The sequence below is a fragment of the Rhizobium etli CFN 42 genome (assembly GCF_000092045.1).
Classification (GTDB): Bacteria; Pseudomonadota; Alphaproteobacteria; order Rhizobiales; family Rhizobiaceae; genus Rhizobium; species Rhizobium etli.
In genome coordinates, this window is sequence record NC_007766.1 from 82,107 (window position 1) to 107,658 (window position 25,552).

The 25,552-nt window shown below is 61.0% G+C and carries 24 protein-coding genes and 1 pseudogene; 19 read left to right on the forward strand and 6 right to left on the reverse strand.

The genetic code is table 11. The features are described from left to right. The first annotated feature begins 69 nt into the window (after nucleotides 1-69). The 3 genes from RHE_RS26835 to RHE_RS26845 all read left to right on the forward strand — a co-directional run bounded on the left by RHE_RS26835 (nucleotide 70) and on the right by RHE_RS26845 (nucleotide 2,404). Nucleotides 70-1,743: a sensor histidine kinase gene (locus RHE_RS26835; protein WP_011428389.1), complete on the forward strand. Its 1,674-nt coding sequence runs from the start codon at nucleotides 70-72 to the stop codon at nucleotides 1,741-1,743. Between the two features lie 16 nt (nucleotides 1,744-1,759). Then, nucleotides 1,760-2,116, forward strand: coding sequence for a response regulator (locus RHE_RS26840; protein WP_011428390.1), 357 nt, complete (start codon nucleotides 1,760-1,762; stop codon nucleotides 2,114-2,116). 102 nt (nucleotides 2,117-2,218) lie between these two features. Continuing rightward, a complete protein-coding gene (locus RHE_RS26845; protein WP_011428391.1) occupies nucleotides 2,219-2,404 on the forward strand; it encodes a hypothetical protein in 186 nt (61 codons plus the stop codon). Nucleotides 2,405-2,443: 39 nt separating this feature from the next. On the opposite strand, the gene RHE_RS26850 is transcribed toward RHE_RS26845, so the two are convergent. From RHE_RS26850 to RHE_RS26865, 4 genes are all read right to left on the reverse strand, one after another. Next, the gene (locus RHE_RS26850; RefSeq protein ID WP_042119959.1) at nucleotides 2,444-2,962 is read right to left on the reverse strand and encodes a hypothetical protein; all 519 of its coding nucleotides are present in this window, start codon (nucleotides 2,960-2,962) and stop codon (nucleotides 2,444-2,446) included. A gap of 85 nt (nucleotides 2,963-3,047) precedes the next feature. Beyond that, nucleotides 3,048-3,590, reverse strand: coding sequence for a GXWXG domain-containing protein (locus RHE_RS26855; RefSeq protein ID WP_011428393.1), 543 nt, complete (start codon nucleotides 3,588-3,590; stop codon nucleotides 3,048-3,050). After that, nucleotides 3,590-4,087: a metallophosphoesterase family protein gene (locus tag RHE_RS26860; protein ID WP_011428394.1), complete on the reverse strand. Its 498-nt coding sequence runs from the start codon at nucleotides 4,085-4,087 to the stop codon at nucleotides 3,590-3,592. Before RHE_RS26860 ends, RHE_RS26855 begins: the two co-directional genes overlap by 1 nt. A 48-nt stretch (nucleotides 4,088-4,135) precedes the next feature. Next, complete coding sequence (locus tag RHE_RS26865; protein WP_011428395.1) at nucleotides 4,136-4,957, reverse strand: DUF1206 domain-containing protein; 822 nt, start codon at nucleotides 4,955-4,957, stop codon at nucleotides 4,136-4,138. Between the two features lie 97 nt (nucleotides 4,958-5,054). On the opposite strand from RHE_RS26865, the gene RHE_RS26870 reads away from it, so the two are divergent. Then, nucleotides 5,055-5,528 carry an NUDIX domain-containing protein gene (locus RHE_RS26870; RefSeq protein ID WP_011428396.1) on the forward strand — a complete coding sequence of 158 codons (474 nt, stop codon included), beginning with the start codon at nucleotides 5,055-5,057 and terminating at the stop codon, nucleotides 5,526-5,528. Between the two features lie 137 nt (nucleotides 5,529-5,665). Here RHE_RS26870 and RHE_RS26875 read toward each other — a convergent pair whose 3' ends face one another. After that, complete coding sequence (locus RHE_RS26875) at nucleotides 5,666-6,664, reverse strand: LacI family DNA-binding transcriptional regulator (protein ID WP_073990435.1); 999 nt, start codon at nucleotides 6,662-6,664, stop codon at nucleotides 5,666-5,668. A gap of 445 nt (nucleotides 6,665-7,109) precedes the next feature. Here RHE_RS26875 and denD point away from each other — a divergent pair, with 445 nt between their 5' ends. The 12 genes from denD (at nucleotide 7,110) to RHE_RS26935 (ending at nucleotide 19,251) form a co-directional block, all read left to right on the forward strand. Continuing rightward, nucleotides 7,110-8,096 carry a D-erythronate dehydrogenase gene (denD, locus tag RHE_RS26880; protein WP_042119960.1) on the forward strand — a complete coding sequence of 329 codons (987 nt, stop codon included), beginning with the start codon at nucleotides 7,110-7,112 and terminating at the stop codon, nucleotides 8,094-8,096. Beyond that, complete coding sequence (locus RHE_RS26885; RefSeq protein ID WP_011428399.1) at nucleotides 8,093-8,866, forward strand: SDR family oxidoreductase; 774 nt, start codon at nucleotides 8,093-8,095, stop codon at nucleotides 8,864-8,866. The genes denD and RHE_RS26885 overlap by 4 nt, the downstream gene beginning before the upstream one ends. A 67-nt stretch (nucleotides 8,867-8,933) precedes the next feature. Then, complete coding sequence (locus RHE_RS26890) at nucleotides 8,934-10,001, forward strand: ABC transporter ATP-binding protein (protein WP_011428400.1); 1,068 nt, start codon at nucleotides 8,934-8,936, stop codon at nucleotides 9,999-10,001. 174 nt (nucleotides 10,002-10,175) lie between these two features. Beyond that, nucleotides 10,176-11,480 (forward strand): ABC transporter substrate-binding protein, encoded by a 1,305-nt coding sequence (locus tag RHE_RS26895; protein ID WP_011428401.1) that lies wholly within the window; start codon nucleotides 10,176-10,178, stop codon nucleotides 11,478-11,480. 82 nt (nucleotides 11,481-11,562) lie between these two features. Beyond that, nucleotides 11,563-12,489: a carbohydrate ABC transporter permease gene (locus RHE_RS26900; RefSeq protein WP_011428402.1), complete on the forward strand. Its 927-nt coding sequence runs from the start codon at nucleotides 11,563-11,565 to the stop codon at nucleotides 12,487-12,489. 10 nt (nucleotides 12,490-12,499) lie between these two features. Then, complete coding sequence (locus tag RHE_RS26905) at nucleotides 12,500-13,399, forward strand: carbohydrate ABC transporter permease (protein ID WP_011428403.1); 900 nt, start codon at nucleotides 12,500-12,502, stop codon at nucleotides 13,397-13,399. 143 nt (nucleotides 13,400-13,542) lie between these two features. Next, a complete protein-coding gene (locus RHE_RS26910; RefSeq protein WP_042120045.1) occupies nucleotides 13,543-14,427 on the forward strand; it encodes a dihydrodipicolinate synthase family protein in 885 nt (294 codons plus the stop codon). Nucleotides 14,428-14,434: 7 nt separating this feature from the next. Next, a complete protein-coding gene (locus RHE_RS26915; RefSeq protein ID WP_187331743.1) occupies nucleotides 14,435-15,112 on the forward strand; it encodes a GntR family transcriptional regulator in 678 nt (225 codons plus the stop codon). A gap of 54 nt (nucleotides 15,113-15,166) precedes the next feature. Next, nucleotides 15,167-16,495 (forward strand): ABC transporter substrate-binding protein, encoded by a 1,329-nt coding sequence (locus RHE_RS26920; protein ID WP_011428406.1) that lies wholly within the window; start codon nucleotides 15,167-15,169, stop codon nucleotides 16,493-16,495. After that, a complete protein-coding gene (locus tag RHE_RS26925; RefSeq protein ID WP_011428407.1) occupies nucleotides 16,495-17,433 on the forward strand; it encodes a carbohydrate ABC transporter permease in 939 nt (312 codons plus the stop codon). The genes RHE_RS26920 and RHE_RS26925 overlap by 1 nt, the downstream gene beginning before the upstream one ends. Beyond that, on the forward strand, nucleotides 17,433-18,248 hold the full coding sequence (locus RHE_RS26930) for a carbohydrate ABC transporter permease (RefSeq protein ID WP_042119961.1): 816 nt from the start codon (nucleotides 17,433-17,435) through the stop codon (nucleotides 18,246-18,248). Before RHE_RS26925 ends, RHE_RS26930 begins: the two co-directional genes overlap by 1 nt. Before the next feature lie 19 nt (nucleotides 18,249-18,267). Further along, nucleotides 18,268-19,251 (forward strand): sugar kinase, encoded by a 984-nt coding sequence (locus RHE_RS26935; protein WP_011428409.1) that lies wholly within the window; start codon nucleotides 18,268-18,270, stop codon nucleotides 19,249-19,251. A gap of 9 nt (nucleotides 19,252-19,260) precedes the next feature. Here the strand turns inward: RHE_RS26935 and RHE_RS34570 are convergent. After that, a pseudogene (locus RHE_RS34570) lies at nucleotides 19,261-19,509 on the reverse strand (hypothetical protein); the annotation flags it as partial. 151 nt (nucleotides 19,510-19,660) lie between these two features. Here RHE_RS34570 and RHE_RS26945 point away from each other — a divergent pair. The 3 genes from RHE_RS26945 to RHE_RS26955 all read left to right on the forward strand — a co-directional run bounded on the left by RHE_RS26945 (nucleotide 19,661) and on the right by RHE_RS26955 (nucleotide 25,550). Continuing rightward, the gene (locus RHE_RS26945) at nucleotides 19,661-20,803 is read left to right on the forward strand and encodes an RHE_PE00001 family protein (protein WP_042119963.1); all 1,143 of its coding nucleotides are present in this window, start codon (nucleotides 19,661-19,663) and stop codon (nucleotides 20,801-20,803) included. A gap of 170 nt (nucleotides 20,804-20,973) precedes the next feature. Beyond that, a complete protein-coding gene (locus RHE_RS26950) occupies nucleotides 20,974-21,930 on the forward strand; it encodes a hypothetical protein (protein WP_011428411.1) in 957 nt (318 codons plus the stop codon). 2 nt (nucleotides 21,931-21,932) lie between these two features. After that, on the forward strand, nucleotides 21,933-25,550 hold the full coding sequence (locus RHE_RS26955; RefSeq protein ID WP_042120046.1) for a DEAD/DEAH box helicase: 3,618 nt from the start codon (nucleotides 21,933-21,935) through the stop codon (nucleotides 25,548-25,550). The last annotated feature ends 2 nt before the right edge of the window (nucleotides 25,551-25,552 follow it).

The following is a 25,552-nucleotide window of genomic DNA, read 5'->3' on the forward strand; positions in this document are numbered from 1 at the left end:
AGATTGCGCGCGCGGTCTGGGCCGGATCGTCTCGATCATGCTACCAACCCTTTTCCGAGAGGGGACAGTATGAGACTCAAACTGGTTGCAGTTGCGGTCGCGGCGCTGGCGCCGGTGGTTGCAATGCTCTTCTACAACGAAGTCGCGCTCCGCCACCAGCGCAACGAGGAGGTGCGCACCTCGGCTGCACAGGCGGCGAGGCAAGCCTCGTCGGAAGTCGAACGGATCATAGAGGGCCTGCACGCCCTTCTCGTCTCCGTGTCCTCGATGCCGTCCGTCAGGCACCTCGACGTCCAGGCTTGCAACGACGCGCTGAAATCGGTTGCCGAAAACATTCCCAACATCCGCACCATCTTCGTCGCCGGGCTCGATGGGCGGCCGATCTGCGGAAGCATGGCTTTCCCGAAGGGCGTGGTCTTTTCCGACCGCGATTATTTCCAGCAGACTTTGGAGACCAAAGACTTTTCCGTCGGTACCTATACGCAGAGCCGCCTTTCCGACCGCCCGGTGCTGCCGCTCGCGATACCCCTGATGGAAGGCGATACCATCAAGGCCATCATCGTCAGCGGAATCCGGCTTGACTGGCTGCAGAACCGCATCACCGAGCGCGGGGTTGCTCCCGGCAATGAGGTGACCATCGCCGATGGCAAGGGAACCATCGTCGCGCACGTCCCCTCTCCCGATCAGTTCGTCGGTACGATCTTGCCCGAGGAATACCAGCGGCTGATCCACGCCGAACAGCCTGATGTAATCGAGATCACCAGCCAGGACGGAACAGCGCGCATCCTCGGTTACCGCCCGATAGCCTTGCCTTCCAGTCCCCTCTATGTCAGCGCCGGCTTTTCGAAAACGGAGGTCTTCGCGCCGATCGATCGGGCGACGCTGATGAATACGCTCGCCATCATCGGCGGTGCGCTTTTCGCCTTCGTCGCCGCGATCTTTATCGGCAACCGCTTCATCCTGATGCCGATCTCCAGGATCGCAGATGTGATGGAAAGTTGGCGCAGCGGTCAGACGACAGCGCGGACCGGCATGAAGGGACCGGACGAGCTGGGGCTCGTCGGCGCAACCTTCGATCGGCTGCTCGACGAACTCGAAGAGCGCAGGCGCCAAAATCAGAAGGCGGAGGAGGAGCGGAGCCTGCTCGTCGGCGAGCTGGCGCATCGCGTCAAGAATGGCTTCACGCTCGTGCAGGCGATTGCCAGACAAACCTTCTCGCGGTCCGATCCGGAGAGATACAGTTCCTTTGCCGAGAGGCTCGCAGCCCTCGCCGGTACCTATGACCTCATCCTGTCTCGGGAGGGGTTGGCTTCACCCATTCGGGATATCCTCTCCGCAGCGCTGCGGGCGCATGTCGCCTCGCAAGCCGATCGCATTCGTCTCGATGGGCCGGACGTCGTTCTTCCGGCGGACACCGCCCTGCCGCTCTCGCTCGTGATTCATGAGCTGGCGACCAACGCAACCAAGTATGGAAGCCTCGGCAGCGAAAATGGAACAGTCACCATCGAATGGAAACACGACGATGGACGTGTCCTCCTTCTGTGGACGGAAGCCGGTGGACCGCCGGTCTCGACGCCGACGAAAAAGGGCTTCGGCTCGGTGCTCATCGAACGTGCCTTCCCGTCGAAGGCGCAGGCGCGATTCCGCGTGGACTACCGCACCGAAGGCCTCATCTTCGAAGTAATATTTTCGATCGGGGAACCGGTTGCCAAAGGCGAAGTTGACCCTCTGAGCCGGACGTAAAGCATACGAGCTAGAGATGAAAACCAAGGTTGTCGTGGTCGAGGACGAGGCTCTGCTGCTGATGACGGCGGTCGCCATCGTCGAGGAGGCAGGCTTTGAAGCGCTTGAGGCACGCAATGCCGACGAGGCGATCATGCTCTTCGAAAGAGTGCCCGGCATCCGGATCCTGTTTACAGATATCGACATGCCGGGCAGCATGGATGGCTTGATGCTCGCAAAGGCTGTCCGTGACCGCTGGCCGCCCGTCGAAATCATCATCGTCTCCGGCATGAAGCAGCCGGACGCGGGCGCTTTGCCCGAGCGCGTCGTCTTCTTCTCCAAGCCCTACGATATCCGGCAGCTTACCAATGCGCTCGTCAGCATGGCCGCGTAGGACTTCGGCCCCGGCATAGGCTGCTCGACTGGAAATGACGCGCGATAATGCATCCTTTTGGAATCTCGCGCGTTTTGCCTGCTTCAACAGCAGGAGACCACCATGTCCAAACGCGAACTCATCGACACAGGCACCGACAAGCGCTACGTCCGCCGCGACGATCAGGGTCGCTTCACCGAGTCAGCGGACGTCAGCCGCTCGCTCTCGGCAGACAAGCGGCGCAGGGCAAAAAATGATGCGAAGCCCGGAGAAGGCGACCGCGGCGACCGTCACGTCAAAAGGCACTGAAACGAGCCGTCGCTCCGCTGAGTGCAGCGGCCCGACCGGCTATCGTTCTGCCATGGAAGGCCGCTGCAAATCGATGCGGCTGGTTACGACCGGTTGGCCGGAAGCAGGGTCTTTGTCGACGGTCTGCAGTCGAAGCCTGTTCTGCCCGACCTTCTCGATCGTTAAAATTGCATCTCGATCGCCGTTGACCAGCCGCGCCCAGGTCACACGCAGGTTGAGGGCGGCGCCTTTCCTGCTCCCTGCAAGCTTCGACGGCAGCCCCGATGGTCCCACGTACTTGCCGGTATAACGCTCTCCGGCGGCATTTACGGTCGCCGAGAAGGTCCTGGTGAAAACGGCAAGGCCGCGACACGTCCCATTCATCGAGACGGCAGATGCACCCGCATCAGATCGCAGGGTGCAGGAGACCTTCAGATTCGCGCCGCCTATCTTGGTGAGCACCATTCCGGTTCCGCTCCACTCACCGGCCAAAGACTGGAGAAATCCTGCCTCCGACGCCGTTGACTCGGCCGGCAAGCAGGAGAGCGAGAGCAAAGTCGCGATCAGAGCAGCACGCATGAAATCCCCCGGAGTTGCATGGCTTAACACATGAGCGGAGCAGATTGTTCCCCGCCGCGGCACTCGTGCAACCATTGCCCGCGCCTCATTCGCTGTGTCGCCGCGATGCGGCGTCGATCTTCCGGAGCTTGAAGAAATAACGACGGGCATCGTCATCGACGCACATCATGCCAGCGACCTCGTCGCCTCCCGTCCTGCGGAAATAGTCGGCGATTGGCTGCCTGTCGTAGATCATAGCGGCTGTGGTGAGGTTATCGACGGTCTGAAGCCTCAGCGACGCGGTTGTACCCCGCGCCCGGAGCGCCTTCTGCAGATAAGAGAACCAGTTCCGAGCGATCCGAGTGCGGCCGAACGGCGCCGCCTTGATGGCCAGGCTGATCGGGAAAATGCCGGGGTCGATCGCCACCAGCCGATCCGACCGCCACTGGAAGAGGAGGGCGTCGGCGCGCATGTCAGCGTGAAAGCGCTTGCCGAACCAGCCGAGGTTCTCGAGAACGCCGTCGAGCGGGTGATCCGATGGGATGCCCGCACCTCGCCACAGGCCGAGCATCTCGATCGGCTGGACCGGAGCCAGCGAAGAGAACCAGGCCGTCATTTCGTTCTGTCGCTTAGCGCTTTTCAGCGGCATCATGACTCCGGCTTCGTTGACAACAGGGTTTGCAGCGACACCGGCCTGAGTCTCTGCGCATCGACGCCGACATCGTACTGGCGGGGCAGGGGCTTGAGGCGGCCATGGGAATGTCCGTGCAGATTGATCGACTTCCTACCCATCTTGTTCCAGGTGCGGAATGGGTAATGGCACAGGATCAGCAGATGATCGTCCAGCGTCATCTCGCTGTAGTGCTGAACGCTTGCCCAGCCTGTCGCCTCGGTCGTCGTTGACGGATCATTATTTCCGATGATGAGGTGCTTCCGCCCGTTCAGCATCGAAAGGAGCTGGTCGCAGTCGCCACCGCGGAACGACATGAAATCGCCGAGATGCCAGATGTCGTCCTGCGCATCAACGATCTCGTTCCAGTTCCGGATCAGGGTCACGTCGTGGGACGCCATGTCGGGAAAGGGGCGTCGGTCGATGCGAAGGACGCGGGGATCTGCAAAGTGGGTATCGCCGGTAAAATAGATCATCTGACAGAGATGGCGCAGTCCGCCCGCTTGGGAAGCCGACGTGTTTGGCTAATGGCCAGGCGTGGGAATCGAATGTTTCACGTCGTCAAGGGACGGGCTGTGCACGACGCGATAGCGCGCTTCGACGAGGTTATAGATCCCGAAGGCCGCCAGTCCGACCGCGACGGCGATATAGAGAATCGCGCCGAAGGGAAGCCGTCTCACCCATTCGAGCGCGTCCGCCATGCTGCCTGCCTGCTCGGGGTCAACGCGAAAACCTGCATAGGCGAAGAAGATTCCGGTGATCGCGAAGACCACGCCGCGGGCAACCAGGCCGTAGACGCAGACCATGGTCACCACGCCGCTGGCATCGGCGAGTCTGAGATAGCGCTCGAATTTCCTGGTGATGCCCTTGGCTGCCGTCACGAACCCGCCGATGATGAAGCCGAGACCGACGGCCATGGCTAGATAGGCGCCTAACGGCTGCGACATGATCCATTCTGCCAATCCCTTCTCACCCGACCCCTCACTTCCGCCGCCGCTAAAGAGTGCGTGACCCAGTGCGTATCCGGCAAGCCCGAGATAGACGACGGCGCTGCCGAAGAAAACCGTGCGGATGGCGATGGCCTTGGTGTCGCGGCCGTGGCCGTCGCTATCCGCCAGCGACTGCGCCAGTCGCCAGGCGACGAAACCGAGAAGTCCGATGCCGATGAGCCCAACCCAGATGCGCCCGAGGGGCTGTCCGAGAAGCGTCGAAAGTGCCGACTTCGTTTCCGGCTTCCCCCCGGCGACGCCGGAGAAAAGGGCCAGGCCCGCCACAAGGAGAAACACGGCACCTCGCGCCACATAGCCGCTCTTGGCAAGCAGGTCGAAACGAAATCCTTTGGGCATGATATTCTCCGCGCGTCCGTGTGGCTGTCACCTCTAACGCGCCACCGCGCGGAAAGTTGTCATCGAGGAAAGACCATGATCATTGAGGGAGTTGCCGATGCCGGTCCGTAGCGCCGGGCTTCTCATCTACCGCCTTTGCGAGACCGGGCCGGAGGTCCTGCTCGTCCATCCCGGCGGCCCCTTCTGGGCGAAGAAGGACGAGGGCGCCTGGTCGATCCCGAAAGGATTGATCGAAGCCGGCGAAGACGAACTGTCGGCAGCAATCCGGGAGGCGCAGGAAGAGCTCGGCGTCGAAATCAAAGGAAGCTTCGCCCCGCTCGGAGAATATCGCCAACCCGGCGGAAAGGTGGTGGTCGTCTGGTCAGTGGAGGCGGACGCCGCGCTTGATGTCGAGACGGTGCGGAGTTCAGAGTTTCAGATCGAATGGCCGCCGCGATCGGGCCGCATCCAGAATTTCCCCGAGGTCGACCGCGCCGGGTGGTTCCCCGCCGCAGAAGCTGAAATCAAGATTCTCAAAGGCCAGGTTGCAATGCTTGCCGATCTCGCCACACAGCTCGGTCGAGGCCGGTGACTGCAAGTCTCTGCCACATTCGGCTTCGACGGGAAGAAGGAGCGCTCAACCGCCTGGAGCTTTTGCGCACACGGAGGCTGCGAATCGCCAACCCGACGCGGCCAGCGGGCTGGAGCCGAGCACGAGGCATTCAGACCTCAATCCACGCCGGTTATCTCCGGAGTGAAGGCAATAATTTTTTCGGATATTTCGTTTCCTTCACCGCTACTCGCAGCGAGCAGAAGCGCGGCGGCGACTTCGCCCATCTGACGCCGTGGTGAAATCGAGGTTGCGATCCTGAAGGGGAGGGCGCTGGCGACATCGAGCCCATTGAATCCGGCGATCAGGATCTCCGCGGGGCTGGAAATGCCGAGCTCCAGACAGGCAAAGGCGCCGCCCGTCGCCATGTCATCGTTGGAATAATAGATGCAGTCGAGGTCCCTGGTCGCCGCAAGCATCGACAGCGATAGCCGCTTGCCGTGCGCCACCGAGGAATAGGCGGCGTTGAACCGCTCATCCACGAAAGAGAGGCCGCTCTCGCGCAGCACCTTCTCGAAGCCGGCTTTTCGCTTGCCGGCGCGCAAATCCCTGTCGATCGCGCTGCCGATATAGCCGAACCGCCGTCGGCCGGCGGCCAACAGCGCTTTTGCCATCTCTTCTCCAGCCTTGCCATGCGAAAGGCCGACGTTGAAATCGATCGGCGTGCCGTCTAGGTCCATGAGCTGAATGACGGGGATGGCTGCATTCTGCAGCATTCTGACAGTTTCTGCGGGCTGATCGAGACCTGTGACGATAATGGCGGCAGGCCTCCAGGAGAGCATGTCGCGAATGATCTCGCGTTCCTTCGCCATATCATAGTCGGAGATGCCGAAGACTGCCTGCATTCCGGATCCGCGCAGCCCGGCAGAAATCCCCGCCAACATTTCGGGAAAGACGATGTTGGACATGCTGGGGACCACGACAGCGACGAGGTTGGTGCGCTGCGACGACAGCGAGAGCGCCAACCGGTTGCCGAGATAGTTTAGCCGCTCGGCCTGCTGGAGCACTTTTTCGCGCGTCTCCTTGGAAACATCGGCGGCCCCGCGAAGGGCGCGCGATGCGGTCATCTTGCTGACGCCTGCCGCAGCGGCAACCTCTTCTAAAGTGGATTTACGCATCGCACCGACCCCATCGTCGAACTGCCTCGCCAGCGGGCACGTCAGACTCATAGGCTCTTTTCCAAAAAAAGGGAAACGCTCGCTACTTGACATCAATGCTAAAAATGGGCGTTGTTACCGATACCGGTATCGATAACACTCATCGGAAACAGTAGAGAAGCCATGCGGAGACGGGAAAGGCCACGGTCATCGAATCGGAATCGATAGATGGACAGGCAGAGTTTCTGGGGTGCTGACTTCTGATTGATGTTCGAAAGCGAAGATCTGTGGATCAGGAAAGGTGACTTGACCCGCAGGTTGCAAACCTATCTGAATTCGATCGGGCATATGCCAATCGGACCGGTTCAGATCGCGTCGCGCGCCGGCCGGGGAGTGACCACAAGGACAACAAGACGAGCAGCGCGATCTTGACCGAAGAGAGCGGCCGGCGGGAGGAAGAGCCGAAATGCATGTGATGATCTTGGGAGCAGCCGGCATGGTCGGCCGCAAGCTGGTCGAGAAGATTGGGCGCGAGCCGCTCGCTTTCGGCCGGCCCGTCACTCGCCTGACGCTGGTGGATGCCTTTCAGCCGCCGGTGCCGGAAACGCTTCGGCCCGTCGCCACGACGCAGACGGTCGACCTTGCCGCTGCCGGTGCGGCCGATAGGCTGATCGAAAGCCGTCCGGACTTGATCTTTCACCTGGCCGCCATCGTGTCCGGTGAGGCGGAGGCTGATTTCGACAAGGGTTACGCCGTCAATCTCGACGGCACGCGCGCCCTGTTCGACGCGATCCGCCAGCTCGGCCTGAAAAGCGCCTATGTACCGCGCGTTGTCTTTGCATCCTCGATCGCCGTCTTCGGCACGCCGTTCCCGGAGGTCATCCCGGACGAGTTCTTCACCACGCCGCTAACGAGCTACGGCACCCAGAAGGCGATCGCCGAACTGCTGCTTGCCGACTATTCTCGCCGCGGCATCTTCGACGGCATCGGCATACGGCTGCCGACCATCTGTGTGCGCCCCGGTGCGCCCAACAAGGCGGCCTCCGGTTTCTTCTCCAACATTCTGCGCGAGCCGCTCGTCGGCAAGGAAGCCATATTGCCGGTCAGCGACAGCGTGCGGCACTGGTTTGCCAGTCCGCGGGCGGCCGTCGGCTTCTTCGTCCATGCCGCGACGATCGATACGGCGAGGATAGGCGCCCGTCGCAACCTGACCATGCCGGGCCTTTCCGCGCTGGTTTCCGAAGAGATCGACGCGCTGCGCCGGGTGGCCGGCGACAAGGCGGTCGCCCTCATCAAACGAGTGCCCGATCCGGTGATCGAACGCATCGTCGCCGGCTGGCCGACCCAGTTCGATGCGATGAGAGCCTCTTCGCTCGGCTTTACGGCGGAAACGAGCTTCGACGAAATTCTGCAGGTGCATATCGAGGATGAACTCGGCGGGAGGATTGTGTGAGCGTATCGGCGAGCGGAGAAGCAAGGATCGCGCTTGTCACTGGCGGTGGCACCGGCGTCGGGCGTGCCATCTCACGAGGCCTCGGCGCTGCCGGGTACAGGGTCGTGATTTCAGGGCGGCGGGCCGATGTGCTTGAAAAGGCGGCGAACGAGCTAGGCAGCCAAACGGGGGGCGAGTTTTTCGCGGTTCCCGCCGATGTCGGCAATCCCGCTTCGGTGCGGGCTCTCTTCGATGCGATTTCGCAGAGATACGGACGGCTCGACCTATTGGTCAACAATGCCGGCGTCACCGTGCCCGGCGTGCCGCTCGAGGAGGTGTCCTTCGAGCAGTGGAACGCCATCGTCGCCGCCAATCTCACCGGCGCCTTCCTCTGCACCCAGCAGGCCTTCCGGCTGATGAAGAGCCAAAGCCCGCGCGGCGGCCGCATCATCAACAACGGCTCCGTCTCGGCTACCACACCGCGTCCCAATTCGGCGCCCTATACGGCGACCAAGCACGCCATAACGGGGCTGACGAAATCCACCGCCCTCGACGGGCGCGAATTCGACATCGCCTGCGGCCAGATCGATATCGGCAATGCCGCCAGCGACATGACGACGACGATTGCGGCGGGCGTGCTGCAGGCGAACGGCAGCATCGCCGCAGAGGCGACGATCGACCCGGCCTATATTGCCGACGCGGTCGTCTACATGGCCGGCCTGCCGCTCAGCGCCAACGTGCTGACCATGACCGTGATGGCGACGAAAATGCCCTTCGTCGGGCGGGGGTAAGGCCTGCTGTCGCGGCCGAAGCGACATATATGCATTATGCAGTGCTCATGATCTGGGAGGAGGGAGTATGGCAAACGTTCAGTTCGCGGATGTCCGGAAATCGTTCGGCGCGCATCCCGTCATCAAGGGGGTGGACATCGATATCGCCGACGGCGAATTTGTCATCCTCGTCGGGCCCTCGGGCTGTGGCAAGTCCACGCTTCTCCGGATGCTCGCAGGCCTCGAGAACATTTCCGGTGGCGAGATCAAGATCGGCGGGCGGGTCGTCAATACACTTCCGCCCAAAGACCGCGACATTGCCATGGTCTTCCAGAATTATGCGCTCTACCCGCATATGACGGTGGAGCAGAACATGGGCTTCTCGCTCATGCTCAACAAGGCGCCGAAGGCGGAAGCCGAAAAGCGGGTGAAATATGCCGCCGGCATCCTCGGCCTCGACAAGTTGCTCGATCGTTATCCGCGCCAGCTTTCCGGCGGCCAGCGCCAGCGCGTCGCCATGGGCCGGGCCATCGTGCGTGACCCCGAAGTCTTTCTGTTCGACGAGCCGCTCTCCAACCTCGATGCGAAACTGCGCGTCGCCATGCGCGCCGAGATCAAGGAACTGCACCAGCGCCTGAAAACGACGACCGTCTACGTCACTCATGACCAGATCGAGGCGATGACGATGGCCGACAAGATCGTCGTCATGCATGACGGCGTCGTCGAGCAGATCGGCAGCCCGCTCGAGCTTTACGATCGCCCCGCCAATCTCTTCGTCGGCGGCTTTATCGGCTCGCCGGCGATGAACATGATCCATGGCAGGCTCGATCCGGAAAACCCCAGCCAGTTCGTCGCCGCCAACGGCACGCGGCTGCCTGTGGCCAATCCGCCGGCGAACGCCATCGGCCGCGATCTCGTCTATGGGTTGCGCCCCGAATATATTTCACTCGATCCCAACGGCCTGCCGGCCGAGATCGTGGTGATCGAGCCGACCGGCTATGAGACGCATCTGACGGTCCGCCTCGGCGGCAGCGAGGTCAGCTGCGTCTTCCGCGAACGTGTCGATGCCCGCCCGGGCGAAGCCATTCGCGTCACGATCGACGCCAAACATGTCCATCTCTTCGACGCCGAAGGCGGCAGGAGATTGACCGACTGACGCCACTAGGCGGATTACGGCAGAGGAGGAGTCTCCCGTTCCGCCCGAACGCAAGCATTCGAGGCGCGAGTTGCCCACGGGCGCAAGCCCAATCGCGGATGCCAGGCCGCCGTTCACCAAGCGGGAGGTGAATGCCGGAGACTTGCTCCCGCTGTTTCAATGAGGAGGAATCTCATGACGATCAAGAGACGTGAATTTCTTGCTGCATCGGCAGCCGTTGCCGGTGTCGCCGGCCTCGGCATCAAGCCGTCCTTTGCCCAGGCCGAACCGACCTATACGCCGGAAAGCGGCGCCAGCCTGCGGCTGCTGCGCTGGACGCCTTTCGTGAAGGGCGATGAAGATGCCTGGGTCGCCAATACCAAGAAGTTCACCGAAGCCACCGGCGTGGAAGTGCGCATCGACAAGGAGAGCTGGGAGGACATTCGCCCGAAGGCCGCCGTTGCGGCCAATGTCGGCTCCGGTCCGGATCTCATCATGTGCTGGTTCGACGACGCGCATCAATATCCGGAGAAGCTGGTCGATCTCACAGAACTCGGCAACTATCTCGGTAACAAGTACGAGGGCTGGTACGACGGCCTGAAGGGCTATGCCACCCGTGACGACAAGTTCATCGCCATGCCGCTGACGACGATCGGCAATGCCGTTGTCTATCGCGACAGCCACGTGAAGGCGGCCGGCTTCAACGAATTCCCGAACGATACCGCAGGCTTCCTCGAGCTTTGCAAGGCGATGAAGGCAAAGGGCACGCCCGCCGGCTTCCCGCATGGCAAGGCGGTCGGCGACGGCAACAACTATGCCCATTGGCTGCTCTGGAGCCATGGCGGCAAAATGGTCGACGAAAGCGGCGCGGTGACGATCAACAGCCCGGAGACGCTCGCCTCGATCAACTACGCTAAGGAGCTCTATGCGACCTTCATTCCGGGCACGGAAAGCTGGCTCGATGTCAACAACAACCGCGCCTTCCTCGCCGGCCAGGTATCGCTGATCGCCAACGGCGTCTCGGTCTATTACACGGCCAAGAACGACCCGAAGCTCGCCGAGATCGCCAAGGACATCCGCACGACGAACTTCCCGATCGGACCGGTCGGCAAGAGCGTCGAGCTTTTCCAGACGAGCTCGCTGCTGCTCTTCAAGCACAGCAAATATCCGGAAGCGGCCAAGGCCTACATCAAGTTCATGATGGAAGCCGACCAGATGAACGCCTGGATCCAGGGCTCCAGCGCCTATTGCTGCCAGCCACTCAAGGCCTTCGCCAAGAACCCGGTCTGGACCGCCGATCCGGTTCACGCGCCCTATGCGCGCGCCTCGGAAAGGCTGCGCCCGAACGGCTATGCCGGCCCGCTCGGTTACGCCTCGGCGGCTACCATGGCCGACTACGTGCTGGTCGACATGTATGCCGCCGCCGTCACCGGCCAGAAGTCGCCCGAGGACGCGATGAAGGAAGCCGAGCGCCGGGCAAACCGCTACTACCGCGTCTGATCCGGAGCCGGGACATGCGGCATGCCTGATATCCGGCATGCCGCGAGCTCCTCAAGGACTGAATGCAATCTGGAGACAAGCAATGTCGACCTTGAACTCAGGGGATAAGCGCGGCCCCTCGCTGATGCAGAACAACAACGTGCTCGGCTTCCTCTTCATGCTGCCGGCTGCCGTGTTCCTTGTTTGCTTTCTCACCTATCCCCTGGGGCTCGGCGTCTGGCTTGGTTTTACCGACACGCGGATCGGCCGGGACGGCATTTTCATCGGCCTGGAGAACTATGAATTCCTGGCCGATGACGCGGTTTTCTGGTTGTCGGTCTTCAACACCATCCTTTACACGGTCATCGCCTCGGCTCTGAAATTTGCGCTCGGCCTCTGGCTGGCACTGCTCCTGAACCAGCACCTTCCGTTCAAATCCTTCTTTCGCGCGATCGTGCTGTTGCCCTGGGTGGTGCCGACGGTGCTTTCGGCGCTGGCCTTCTGGTGGATCTACGATTCCCAGTTCTCGATCATCTCGTGGTCGCTGATGAAGCTCGGGCTGATCAGCGCGCCAATCAACTTCCTCGGTGATCCCACGAATGCACGGATATCGGTCATCGTAGCCAATGTCTGGCGCGGCATCCCCTTCGTGGCGATCTCGCTGCTCGCAGGCCTGCAAACCATTCCGGCCTCGCTGCAGGAGGCGGCCTCGCTCGACGGCGCGACGAGCTGGCAGCGCTTCCGCTATGTGACGCTGCCGATGCTGACACCGATCATCGCCGTCGTCATGACTTTCTCGGTGCTCTTCACCTTCACGGATTTCCAGCTGATCTACGTGCTGACCAAGGGGGGGCCTGTCAACGCCACGCATCTGATGGCGACACTCTCCTTCCAGCGCGGCATTCCGGGCGGGCAGCTCGGCGAGGGGGCGGCCATCGCGGTCGCCATGATACCCTTCCTGCTCGGCGCCATCATGTTCAGCTTCTTCGGCCTGCAACGCCGCAAATGGCAGCAGGGCGGCCAGGATTAAGGGGAAAAAGATGTCGACCAATCTCAAAACGGCCGATGAGGGCCTGACCGACAATGCCGAGGGCATGAGCTATCTGAACCGCCTGCCGCGGCGGGTGGTGATGCTCTACCTGCCGATGGCGGTCTTCGTCTTCGTGCTGCTCTTTCCCTTCTACTGGATGGCGATCACCGCCGTAAAACCGAACGAGCAGCTGACGGATTACAACAACTACAGCCCCTTCTGGGTGGTCGGCCCGACGCTCGACCACATCAAATACCTGTTCCTCGAGACGTCCTATCCCGGCTGGCTGTGGAACACGATGCTGGTGGCGGCGGGGTCGACGGCGCTGTCGCTGGTCGCCTCGGTGTTCGGCGCCTATGCGATCGAGCGCGTGCGCTTCACCGGCGCACGGCAGATCGGCCTCGTCATCTTTCTCGCCTATCTCATTCCGCCCTCGATCCTCTTCATCCCGCTCGCCTTCATCGTCTTCAAGCTTGGGATCTACGACTCGCGCCTGGCGCTGATCTTCACCTATCCGACCTTCCTCATTCCCTTCTGCACCTGGCTGCTGATGGGCTATTTCCGCTCGATCCCGTTCGAACTGGAGGAGAGCGCGCTGGTCGACGGCGCCAACCGATGGCAGATCCTGGTCAAGATCATCCTGCCGCTTGCGGTGCCGGGCCTGATCTCCGCCGGCATCTTCGCCTTCACGCTGTCCTGGAACGAATTCATCTACGCGCTGACATTCATCCAGTCCTCGGAGAACAAGACTATTCCGGTCGGCGTCCTGACCGAACTGGTCCGCGGCGACGTCTTCGAATGGGGATCGCTGATGGCGGGTGCGCTGTTCGGCTCGCTGCCTGTCGTGATCCTGTATTCCTTCTTCGTCGATTATTACGTGTCCTCGATGACGGGCGCGGTGAAGGAGTAGTCTCGTAAATCGGGCCGGCCGCGGAACGTTTGGAAACCTCGGTCGTCGAGAAGAATCTGCTAAAAGGCGCGACCGAACAATCACCCCTTTACAACTAACATGTCAGCCTGCTACTTCTGACCCGTTAGCTGGGAGGAATGAAGTTGACATCAAGATTCGGGCTTTCCGTCGCTCTCGCCACGCCGTTCGACAGCGATGGCAATATTGCGATCGAGGCGATGATCGCGCAGGCGCGACGCAGCCTTGCGGCCGGATGCTCCAGCGTGACGCTGTTCGGGACGACGGGCGAGGGCTCCTCCGTCGGGAACGGCGAACGGGAACGCGTGCTGGCCGCCTTTCTCGATGCCGGTATTGCGCCTGGCAACATTATCGTCGGCGTGCTGGTCGATGCCGCAGAGGATGCGGCGATGCAGGCCGCTCAGGCTCTGTCCAGGGGCGCCCGCAACATCCTTCTTGCCCCGCCGTCCTATTTCAAGAACGTCAGTGACGACGGCGTCTTTCAATGGTTTTCCAACGTGTTCGCTCTTCTGGGCGACACGGCGCGGGATATCATCGTCTACAATCTTCCCTCGCTCACCATGGTGCCGCTGAGCGTGTCGCTGATAGGCCGGCTGCGGACCGCCTTTCCCCATATCGTCACGGGCGTCAAGGATTCCTCCGGCGACTGGCCGTACACGGAAGCGCTTTTGGAAGCCCATAGTGATCTCATCATCCTGGTCGGCGACGAGCGGCACCTCGCAAGGGCCGTGCGGCTCGGCGGCCAGGGTGCTATATCGGGCATGGCGAATTTCGTGCCCCACGAACTCAAGCCGATGGCCGAAGAGGGTAAGGACGATAGCCGCGTCGCCGATTTCGTCCTTGAATTGCTGAAACATCCTGTCGTTCCGGCCGTGAAGGCGATGGTCGCGCGCACGACGTCGGAGGAGACATGGATCGCGGTCCGTCCGCCGCTTACTTCGATATCCGGTGAAGCGCGGGCGCAACTCGCTCTGGCATTCGATAATCTTTTCCGCTCGAAAGCCGCATAGGTCGGGCATGTTTCTGGAGAAGGCGATGGACGGAACCGAGGAGCAGCCGACACTGCGGGAAAAGGCGTATGCGAGCTTTACGCGTCATCTTCTTGCACGTGACGTGCGCCCTGGCCAGTTCGTTTCCCAGCGCCGCCTCGTGGAACTGACGGGACTGCCGCTTGGCGCCATCCGGGAGCTCATCCCCAGGCTTGAAGCCGAAGGGCTGATCAAGACCGTGCCGCAGCGGGGTTTGCAGATCGCTCACATTGATCTCAATCTCATCCGCGAGGCCTTCCAGCTGCGCGTGTTCCTGGAGAAGGAAGCCGTGGCCCTCTTCACCTGGTCCGCGTCGGACGAGACGATCGCAAAGCTCGTGAAACAGCATCGGGATATCGCCGACGCCATCCGCAGCGGCGACGGATCGCACGAATTGGAGCTGCGCGCGCAGGCTGTCGACTGGGGCATGCATGATGCCTTTATTGACGCCCTTGGCAATACTATCATTTCGAATGCCTACCGCGTGAACTCGATCAAGATGCGCCTGATCAGCCAGGACCGCTTTCGCATCGACGGTCACGTCGGACCCGTCATGGGCGAGCATCTGAAGGTGCTCGAGGCGATCGAACGACGTTCGGCGGAGGACGCCGTCAACAGCCTTGTCGCACACATCAATCATGCAAGGGATCGTGCGCTCGGGATATAATCGAGAATGAACAGCCGGAGATGAGGAGATCGCCGGCAAAAGGAGGAGGATTACATGCCATCATTCTTCAACCCGACGCGGCGCGGCTTTCTGGCCGGCACGGCCGCTCTTGGGGCCAGCAGCGTGCTCGGCATGCGGCCGGCAGCGGCTGCGGTCGACTGGAAGCGCTTCGCCGGCACCACGCTCGAAGTCAATCTGGTCAAGAGCCCGCGCAGCGAAATCCTGACCAAGTATCTGTCCGAGTTCGAGGAGCTCACCGGCATCAAGGTCAATGCCGAAGCAACGCCTGAACAGCAGCAGCGCCAGAAGACAACCATCGAGCTGAGCTCCGGAAAACCGAGCTTCGACGTTGTGCACCTCAGCTACCACGTCCAGAAGCGGCAGTTCGAGAAAGGCGGCTGGCTTGCCGACATCAGCGGCTTTCTCAAGGACGCCTCGCTGACTGACCCCTCCTTGGTGGAAAGCGATTTCGCCGAAGCAGGTCTCGCCTTCGCCAAGGATGCCGATGGCGTTCTGCGTTCGCTGCCTTTCTCGGTCGATTACTGGATCATCTACTGGAACAAGGCGTTGTTCGAGAAGAAGGGGCTTGCCTACCCCACGAGCTTCGAAGAACTGGCAAGCGCCGCAGAAGCGTTGACCGATCCCTCGACCAACACCTATGGCTTCGTCGCCCGCGGCCTGAAGAACGCCAACACGCCGGTCTGGACGACGTTGCTGCTTGGCTATGGCTCAAGCCCGCTCGGCCCGGACGGCAAGCTGCGCACGACATCGCAGGAAGCGATCGACGCGGCCAAGCTTTATCAGAGGCTGATGACCAAGACCGCTCCTCCCGGCGTTTCCGGTTTCAACTGGGCCGAGGCGCAGTCGGCCTTCCTGCAGGGCAAGATCGGCATGTGGCTGGATGGTGTCGGTTTCGCCCCGCCGATCGAAAATCCGGAAAAGTCGCGCGTCGTCGGCCAGGTCGGTTACGGCGTCATGCCGAAAGGACCGAAGGCGCAGGCCGCCGGCACCTTCGGCGACGGCCTTGGTGTCGTCGCGGCAAGCCAGAAGAAGGAAGCCGCCTACCTGTTTTGCCAATGGGCGATTTCGCACGACATGGGCGCGCGCCTGCTGCAAGCCGGCGCCGGCGTTCCGTTCCGCCAGTCCGTGCTCGAGGATGCGAAGGTCCGCGAAGGCGTAAAGATGCCCGGCACATGGCTGGATGCCGTTGCCGGCTCCGGCAAGATTTCGCAGCTCGCCCTGCCGGTCATCATTCCGGTCACCGAGTTCCGCGACATCTATGGCGTCGGCCTCACCAACATGATCGGCGGCGCCGATCCTGAAACCGAACTGAAGGCGGCAACGGCGCAGTTCGAACCCGTCCTGGCGAAAAGCGAGGGATAATGGCTTCGGCAGGGATCGAAACGGCCGCCATGGCCAAGGCGTCGAAAGGAAGGAGCAAACCGGATCGGTTTGCTCCCAACTACTGGCCCTTCGTCATCCCAGCGCTCATCGTCATATCAGCCGTCATCGTCTTTCCATGGGTGTTTACGGTGTGGATGAGTGTCAACAGCTGGACGCTCGGCCAGTCGCAGGTCTTTGCGGGGTTGGACAATTATATCAGGCTCACCACTGACATGCGCTTCTGGGAGTCGCTGTGGCATACGGTGCTTTATACGGCGCTCTCCGTGCTGCTTCCCCTTTTTCTGGGGACGCTCGCCGCGCTGATCTTCGATGCCCAATTCCCGCTGCGCGGCCTCATACGAGGCATATTCGTGATGCCGATGATGGCGACCCCCGTCGCCATCGCGCTCGTCTGGACCATGATGTACCATCCGCAGCTCGGCGTGCTCAACTATCTCCTCTCCTTCGTCGGCATCGGCCCGCAGGAGTGGATCTACAATCAGCACAGCGTCATTCCCTCGCTGGTGCTGGTCGAAAGCTGGCAGTGGACGCCGCTCGTCATGCTGATCGTGCTCGGCGGCCTGGCGGCGGTTCCGCGCGAACCTTACGAGAGCGCTGAGATCGACGGCGCCAATGTCTGGCAGAAATTCCGCTATCTAACACTGCCGATGATTGCGCCCTTCCTGATGATCGCCGTGATCATCCGCAGCATCGATGCGGTGAAGAGCTTCGACATTATTTATGCCATGACCCAGGGCGGCCCCGGCACGGCATCGGAAACGATCAACATCTATCTCTACAACACCGCCTTCGCCTACTACGATATCGGCTATGGCTCAGCCATGGCGGTCGTCTTCTTCATCCTCATCGTGCTGCTCTCGTTCGTCCTGATGATGATCCGGCAGCGCGTGAACTGGTCCGACGGGGAGGCACGCTGATGAAGCGCAAGACGCTCGATCGCATCGGACTGCTGTTCGCTGCGCTGGTGATGATCTCGCCGGTCGTCCTGTTCTTCCTCTGGATGATCTCGCTGTCGCTGAAATATGAGATCGACAATGGCGCCTATCCGCCGATCTTCATCCCCGAGCGCTTCGCCTGGTCGAACTATGTGAAGGTCTTCGAGGAGAACAATTTCTTTCTCTATCTCTGGAATTCACTGCTGGTGACGGGCGCCGCCACGCTTCTGGCGCTCGTGATCGGCGTGCCGGCCGGATATGGCATCGCGCGCCTGAAGGCGGAGAAGTCGGCGATGATCATCATGATCGCCCGCATGACGCCGGGCCTGTCCTTCCTCATTCCGCTGTTCCTGCTGTTCCAATGGCTGAACCTGCTCGGTACGCTGATGCCGCAGATCATCATCCATCTCGTCGTCACCGTGCCGATCGTCGTATGGATCATGATCGGCTATTTCGAGACGACGCCGATGGAGCTGGAGGAGGCTGCAAGCATCGACGGCGCTACGCCCTGGCAGGTTTTCCGACTGGTTGCCCTGCCGATCGCGAGGCCCGGCATCGTCGTCGCCTTCATCCTGTCGGTGATCTTTTCCTGGAACAATTTCGTCTTCGGCATCGTGCTCGCCAGTCGCGAGACGCGCACGCTTCCCGTCGCCGTCTACAATATGCTGTCTTTCGAACAGGTCAGTTGGGGGCCGCTCGCGGCAGCCGCGCTGATCGTCACCTTGCCGGTGCTGATCTTGACCGTGTTTGCGCAACGGCAGATCGTGGCCGGTCTGACGGCCGGGGCCGTCAAGTGAGCACGTGAGGCGACCGCCAATGACTTCCTCTGCCATTGGCCCTCCGCCAGTTCCGCCACGCCGCGTGCTCTGCATCGGCGCGGCGGTGCTCGACACCCTGTTCCGCGTGCACTCATTGCCCATGGGCCAGGGCAAGATCCTGCCCTATGAGATGCTGCAGGTCGCCGAAGGCATGGCCTCGAGCGCAGCATTCGCCGTCGCCCGGCTTGGCGGCCATGCCAGCCTCTGGGGCGCGGTCGGCGACGATGCCACGGGCGAACGCATCCTTTCCGACCTCGGCGATAGCGGCATAGACACGAGCGGTATGACGGTTGTGCAGGGCGCCCGCTCGGCCATCTCGACGATCCTCATCGATGACGAGGGCGAACGCCTGATCGTGCCCTTCTACGATCAGCGGCTCCACGATACGGTCAGGCCGGTCACCGAGAGGGAGATATCTGCTTTCGACGCGGTGCTTGTCGATGTCCGATGGCCGGAGCTTGCGCTGCGGGCGCTGGTTGCAGCCGGCAAGGCTGGGAAACCGGCCATACTCGACGGCGACGTTGCCGGTGAGGGCGTCATCGAGATGCTGGCGCCGGCGGCCAGCCACATGGTGTTCTCACAGCCTGCGGCCGTGCGGCTTGCCGGGACGGCGGATCTTGTGGAGAGCGTCGGCCTGCTAAAGCGGAAATTCGAACATGCCTTCATCAGCGTCACGGCTGGCGAAAACGGCTCCCTGTGGTTCGACGACCAAAGCGGTGACATCCGTCACCTTGCCGCTCCGAAGGTGAGAGCGATCGACACGCTTGCGGCCGGCGACATCTTCCACGGCGCTTTCGCGCTGGCGATCGCAGAAGGGATGCCGATCGAAGAGACGATGCGATTGTCATCCATGGCGGCGGCCCTCAAATGCCAGGTGTTCGGCGGACGCATCGGCGCACCCACCAGAGCCCAGGTCTGCGATGCCCTGCGGGATTGGAAGGTCCGCGTTTTCCAAGAAGGTGAGCGATATCGAGCTCAGTAGATGAGGCGCGGAGGCCAGCGCCCGCAGCGTGTTGGCGCCCATGCCCTCGTTGACCAGGTGCCGCAGCGTCTCGACGTCCTGGTCGGACAGAATCTCGGCGAGCTTATCGCGCCGGTCGATCGGCATCACAGCGGCGATGGTGTCGAAGGCTTCAGCCCGGCGGGCGATCGCGTCTGTTGCCGTGTTCGGAGCAAGAATGTCCAAAATGCCTCCTGAGGCGCGAAAACCGGGCGTCAGCACGGCGCATTGGCCGCCCATGATGCGGCTTTCACTGATTTGCGGCTTCAAATCAATCACTTCCGATAAGCAGTACTTATCGGAAGTGAGACGCTGTCTCCATAACATCATGCTGTGACGGACACTAACTATAAGATAGCGTCCGTTTAGCAAATCATTTACCATAAATTCAATGCGTTATGATTTGTCGAAACTGTCCCACCAGAGCCTATTGCGGCCGCTCTCGGACGCCGCATCCGTTTTGTCGCGCCTCGACGAACGCATCGCCCGTTCGACGGTCGGCGAGGGCTGGATCGAACGGATGCACTTCGCCGATGCCCGCGCCTCGCTGTGGATCGACGGCGAGCTGGTGCATCTCGAGGACCTGGTGCTGCACGACGCCGGCGCCGATATTCGTACCCCGACCCATGATCTGACAATTGCCCGCGACGTGCTGCGCAGCCGCCGGCGGATCGCGGCACAGCCGGCCGGCTGGGCGCTTGGTCCGGACGGCGTGCGTTGGCTGCGCGGGCACGGCGCCGGGAACCACGACGGCGACGAGGTGCACGACCCGGCAACCGCGGTTGTCGATCAGCCGGCCGCGCCGGCTGCGGCGCCCGTCGGGGGAGGGGAGGGAGATGAGCCGGAGGCGTCCGATCCGCTGGCCGCGGAACTTTCGGCAATCGACGCTGTGCTCGCCCGCGCCGACGCGGTGCTGGCCGAGTCAAAACTACCCGGCCGGCCGGCCGCCCGGGACAAAGATTCGCTGGTTTACGATCCCGATTGGAATGAAGACGATCGGCTTGACGAATGGCGCGTGTTGCTGACCGAGACCGAAGGGCTGCCGCCCGTGTTGCGTGCGGCGCTGTTGCTCGATGCCTGGAGCGAGCTGCAGGTCCTGCAGCATGCGCCTTGGCTGGGCCGGCTGCTCGCCGCCGAAGCGTTGCGGCAAGCGGGTCTCACGACAGCGGCGCACCTGACCGTCGTCAATCTCGGCCTCAAATCCATCCCCGTCGAGCGCCGCCGGCATCGGGCTCGCGACACGCGCCTGCTGGCGATCGTCCATGGCATCATCGCGGCCGCCGAACTTGGACTGAAGGAGCACGACCGGCTGGCGCTGGCACGAACCATGATGGAGCGGCGCCTGGTCGGCCGGCGATCGTCCTCCAATCTGCCGGGCCTGATCGAGCTCGTGATGTCCCGGCCGCTCGTCTCGGCCGGCATGGTCGCCGAGACGCTGAAATTGACGCCGCTGGCGGCGCTCAGGATCGTCGAGGATCTGGGATTGAGGGAGATGACGGGGAGGGGGAGGTTTCGGGCGTGGGGGATCATCTGACATGGCCGCGCCTGAATCGGCAAACCAAGATCGCTTAACCTTGCGGAAAAGCTGCCTTTTTCAAATGCAAAAACCTTCGCGCGGGCGACAAGTTCCATTCGCTCTTCAAAAGACAAGCAAACCTCAGTATTGGCTATCGTAGAAATTGTATTGGGGGAGGCCTCAAGCCTATGCATGACTGCAGACCGCCATCGCGCGCACTACGGCGGTGGCTTAAAATTTTTGACTCAGACCCGGTTGACGGCAGATATGGGCATTTGCTCCTCGTTGAAAATCCCGAGAGAGATGATGACCTCGGCAACCAACTCAGGCCCTACTTCGAGTCAGCCCATGGCGATGCCCGCGAGTATTTCGCTGGAGAAATTGGAATATCTCTTCACCCGGACGCCGATGAAGATGATGACGACGCGTCGTTGCTTTATCCCGGCTGTCTCCCCGACACAGCCAAACGCGGGCTGTTTGGCGAGGTAATGGCCGGCTTGGTCACCGAGCACTATGAATTCGTCGGGGGTCACGAATGGAAGGTCCCGATTTTCTTGTTTCGGTACCATGCCGACGTCGAAAAATACCTGTTTGATTTAGCTCGTGACGCTGCACGCGAGCGTGCGGTCTTTGGGCGGTTCGGATCTGATTTTATTGGCCTCAAACTCGATGACGACGGTGCGGTCGTTCGATTGATTGTCGGGGAAGCAAAGTGGAGAGCGGAACTGAGCGACAGCGAGGTCGAGACGCTGATGCTCGGTAAGTGGAGAAAGAATAAGCGCACCGGGGAGCGAAAGCGCGCGGGAGGAATATGGTTCGAGATCAACCGCGATCTCGATGTCCCGCATGGGGTGCGCCAGCTGCAGAGGCTTCTGAAGGAGCGTGACCGAGATGGCCATGCCGCAGCGATCGTTTCTATGGACAAGGCCTTGGCGTTGAAAAACCCGGTCCCAATGCCTCGCACCAACCTGATTATGATCGTTGGTAACGGTAAGGCGACGAGAGACGAGGGCGAGCCGCTACTAGTATGGAAGACCATACCCGAAGAATATACCTCTCGACACGATCTCCAGGTCGTCGAAGTCATCCTGAAGGATGGTGAAGACCTGATCGATGAAATTTACGACCTTCTCTGGACGGTATGATCATGGCTGAACGGGATCAAGAACGCTTGGAAGTCGCAAACACCGTTCGAACAGAGATCGGCATTGAGAATGTTTTGTCGGCTAGGCAGGCTCGCTCCTTCGTCCGATGCCTGCAGACCGCTTGGGAGGTGCCGCTGATCCAATGGGGCGCCAATGAGTCGCTGCTTGAACTCGCCGATGCACGCCGTCTTCTGCACGTCGCGGAGATCTATCGCGAAGTCGAGGGCGCGGACTCCGAAGCCGCTATCGAATGTTATAGGCGGGCCGGTGAGCTGCTTGAATGGCTTTCTAGAGCCAAAGACCGGACCCGGACGACCGCACCCATCGAACTGTTCGCAGCGGCGGCTTATCAGTTGGGCGGTCTTCCAGCGATGGCAAGTGGTCTCATGGGCGAAGTCGAGATGCTGGACGATGGTACGCGGCTATATGGGGCCTTTTTGCGAGCCGACTTCGACAGCGTCCTTGAAGCCGTTGCAGCCTTCTGGGCTCGTCATCCTGACTTGACCGATCAAGAGGCACCGCGACGACTGCTAGACGCCGAGAGCGACGGTGGGGTGTCATGGTATTTCACGGTCGAACTGGTCCGAGTTCTCGGTCTTTTCGCAGATACTCTTCGACGGGGGCAGAACGAAAGATTGGATCGGGCGATACAAAAGCTCGATGCCTTGGAACGGATGGCAACGCGCACCTTCAGTGAGGACAGTTCGCTTCTGATCACGCTTCTCCGGGCGGTGGCGAACGGCTACGTGCAGGCTTCGATCCATCGGCCGATCGTGGAATTATCGGCGCTCAACCCGGGCAAAAGTCGACGTCTCACCCGATTTGCACGCGGGCAATTCAGTCGCGGGCGCGGCATTTTGTGGACGTCGCAACGGGCTGGGCTTGACCGTCTTTTGAGCGAATCCTCCTTCGCTCTCTGCACACCGACCGGATCCGGCAAGACGCTTGTTGCTAATCTCGCGCTGGTGAAGGAACTGCTGCTCCCTACAGGTCTAGAAAGGTCACCACTTGCGCTTTATCTCGTTCCATCGCGCGCATTGGCAGGTGAAGTCGAAGGGAAACTTAAGAGCGAACTCGGTGAAGACTTGACGATCACCGGGCTTTACGGCGGGACGGACTGGGGAATTACCGACTATTGGCTGCAAGCTGAAACGCCGACGGTCCTGATCGCCACTGTCGAGAAGGCCGAGGCGCTCATGCGTTACGTCGGCCCTCTTCTGCTTGCACGCTTGCGGCTCTTGATCGTCGATGAGGCACACCAAGTTGTTGCCGTGGATGATGACCGGACCAAAGCTGACCTCGCTGAACACGGGAATCGAGCAATTCGTCTGGAAAGCTTTGTTTCTAGGCTGCTGGCTCGGGCACCCGAAATTGTCCGCATCGCGTTGACAGCTGTCGCCGGAGGGGCAGCACCTCCGGTCGCGAAGTGGATCGAAAAACGGGACGACGCGTCGGCGATCGGCACGCGGTATCGCAGCACACGCCAGCTGATTGGCGTCTTAGAAACGACGCCAAAGGCGTCCGACCGCGTCTCGCTCGAAATCCTGAATGGCCGGCGGCTGTTCGTGCGGGACCGAGACCAACCGGTCTATCTACCTTTGCGCACGCCGGTCATGCCGGAGCTACCAAATCAGTGGCAACAAAGCGTTTTTCGATTTAATGAGTTGGCAGTGCTTTGGACGGCGCTACACCTTCTTGAAACCGAGCGGCGCATCTTGATTTCGGTCCTGCAGGAGCCGGAACAGACGATGCGATGGTATCGGAAAGCTTTGGAGCTTGAGGAGTGGTCCAGCATTCCACCCTTCAAGGTCCCTGAAGGATCCTTGGGGGAAGTCTTTCAGGAAGCGCGCAACGCGACGATAGATTATTGTGGCGAAGATTCACACGAGCTGGCCCTTCTCGATCGCGGTATCGCGACAAATCACGGGCAGATGCCCCAGCGTCTTCGCCGTCTCATGGTCGAAGTGATCGACAAGCGGATTTGCCCTATCACCGTGGCGACAGCGACCCTCACGGAGGGCGTCAATCTCCCGTTTGACATCATTTTGCTGACGTCTCTGCGGAGGGAGTCTTTCGATGTCGTCAATGATACGCGCGAGATCACGCCACTCTCGGTCGCTGAATTCCGCAACCTTGCGGGGCGCGCTGGAAGACCCGGTGCCTCGAGTGGTCTTGAAGGAATGACGCTTGTGGCGGTCCCTCAGGCGAATTCAAGTCAGAGGGCGTCTGCTCGGTCGACGCAGGACCGTCAGCGTCGACAGATGCAAAGAGACTACGACAATCTGTTGTTGAAAGTTGTAAGAGAAGAGCGGCAAGATGGTTCAGTTCAAAGTCCACTAGCACTCCTGCTTAACGCGATCGCGCAACGCGCTGCATCGATCGGCGTTCGCCCGTCCGACTTCCTAGATTGGCTCGATAGGATAACACCGGCAGCGATCAGTCCAAGCGCCGGCGTGGCAGCGACGACGCCGGCAGCCCGGCTGGCTGATAGTCTCGATGAGTTGGACGGCTTCCTTTTGACTGCGCTTGAAGAGCTTGATCTCGGAGATGGACGAGAACTCGATGGTGCCGCAGCAGAAGCCTTTTTGGTCAGCCTTTGGCAACGCACGTTCACCAAGGTTGCTGCCAGTCAGGAGCAGTGGATGGAAGATGCATTCATCAGGCGCGGAAGAGCGATCGTAGAGACGATCTATCCCGACCCTGAAGAGCGCGAGCGCCTCTACCAGTATGGATTTACGCCGCACGTGGGCCGTCGTTTTGCGGCTGTCGCAGATGAGATCGAGAGAATCCTATCCGAAGCAACCGATTATGGAAATTTCAACGATGAAGCTCGACTTCAGGTGTTCAAAGACATCGGTGAGCTGATCGAAAACGACCGCGGATATGGCTTCCGTGTAAGGCAAACGCAGACGGATCAAAGGTTGCTTGCAAACTGGAATGGCGTTTTGGCTTGGTGGATGAGATCTGGCGTCGCGGCTGCACCTAATGCTGATGCACTGCGGGCTTGGCAGCGTTTCGTATCTGATAACCTCGAGTTCCGGCTTGGCACGGTTATCGGAGCAGTTGTCGCCCAGACCTGGTCCAACGGCGCTGACGATGGCGCAGAGGTCCCCACACTGGAGGACTGGCGCGAGACGACGGGCCTACCATGGTGTGCGTTTTGGGCTCGGGAACTCCTGAGATGGGGGACGCTCGACCCGTTTGTGGCTTTTAGTCTCGCTCAAGGCATCGCAAAGACGCGAGAGCAAGCAGCGAATAGAAGAGCGGAATTCAATGCATGGCTTTCTGCCGAAGGGTATGACGTCGACGCAGAAAACAAGATTGACCCGCAGCTCTTTTTGAAATGGGAGAGCAGTCTCCCAGGCCGTTTTGAGGATGTGTTCGAGGAATTGCCGGACGCCGCGACCTTGCTCGGAACCGACGGCCGGAAACGCCGCTACCCGGTCATTCCTGTCGACACCGAGGGAGCAGTGGAATGGCTCGATCCGGCCGGCTTCCGGCTAGCCCGCACAGAAAATGACGGTGGCGATCTCACTGCTCATACTCAAAAGGATGATTTCGAACTTCTGGTTGACAAGCGAGAAGTCGCCGTTTCTCGCGTTTTCACAGCCCGTCGATAGCA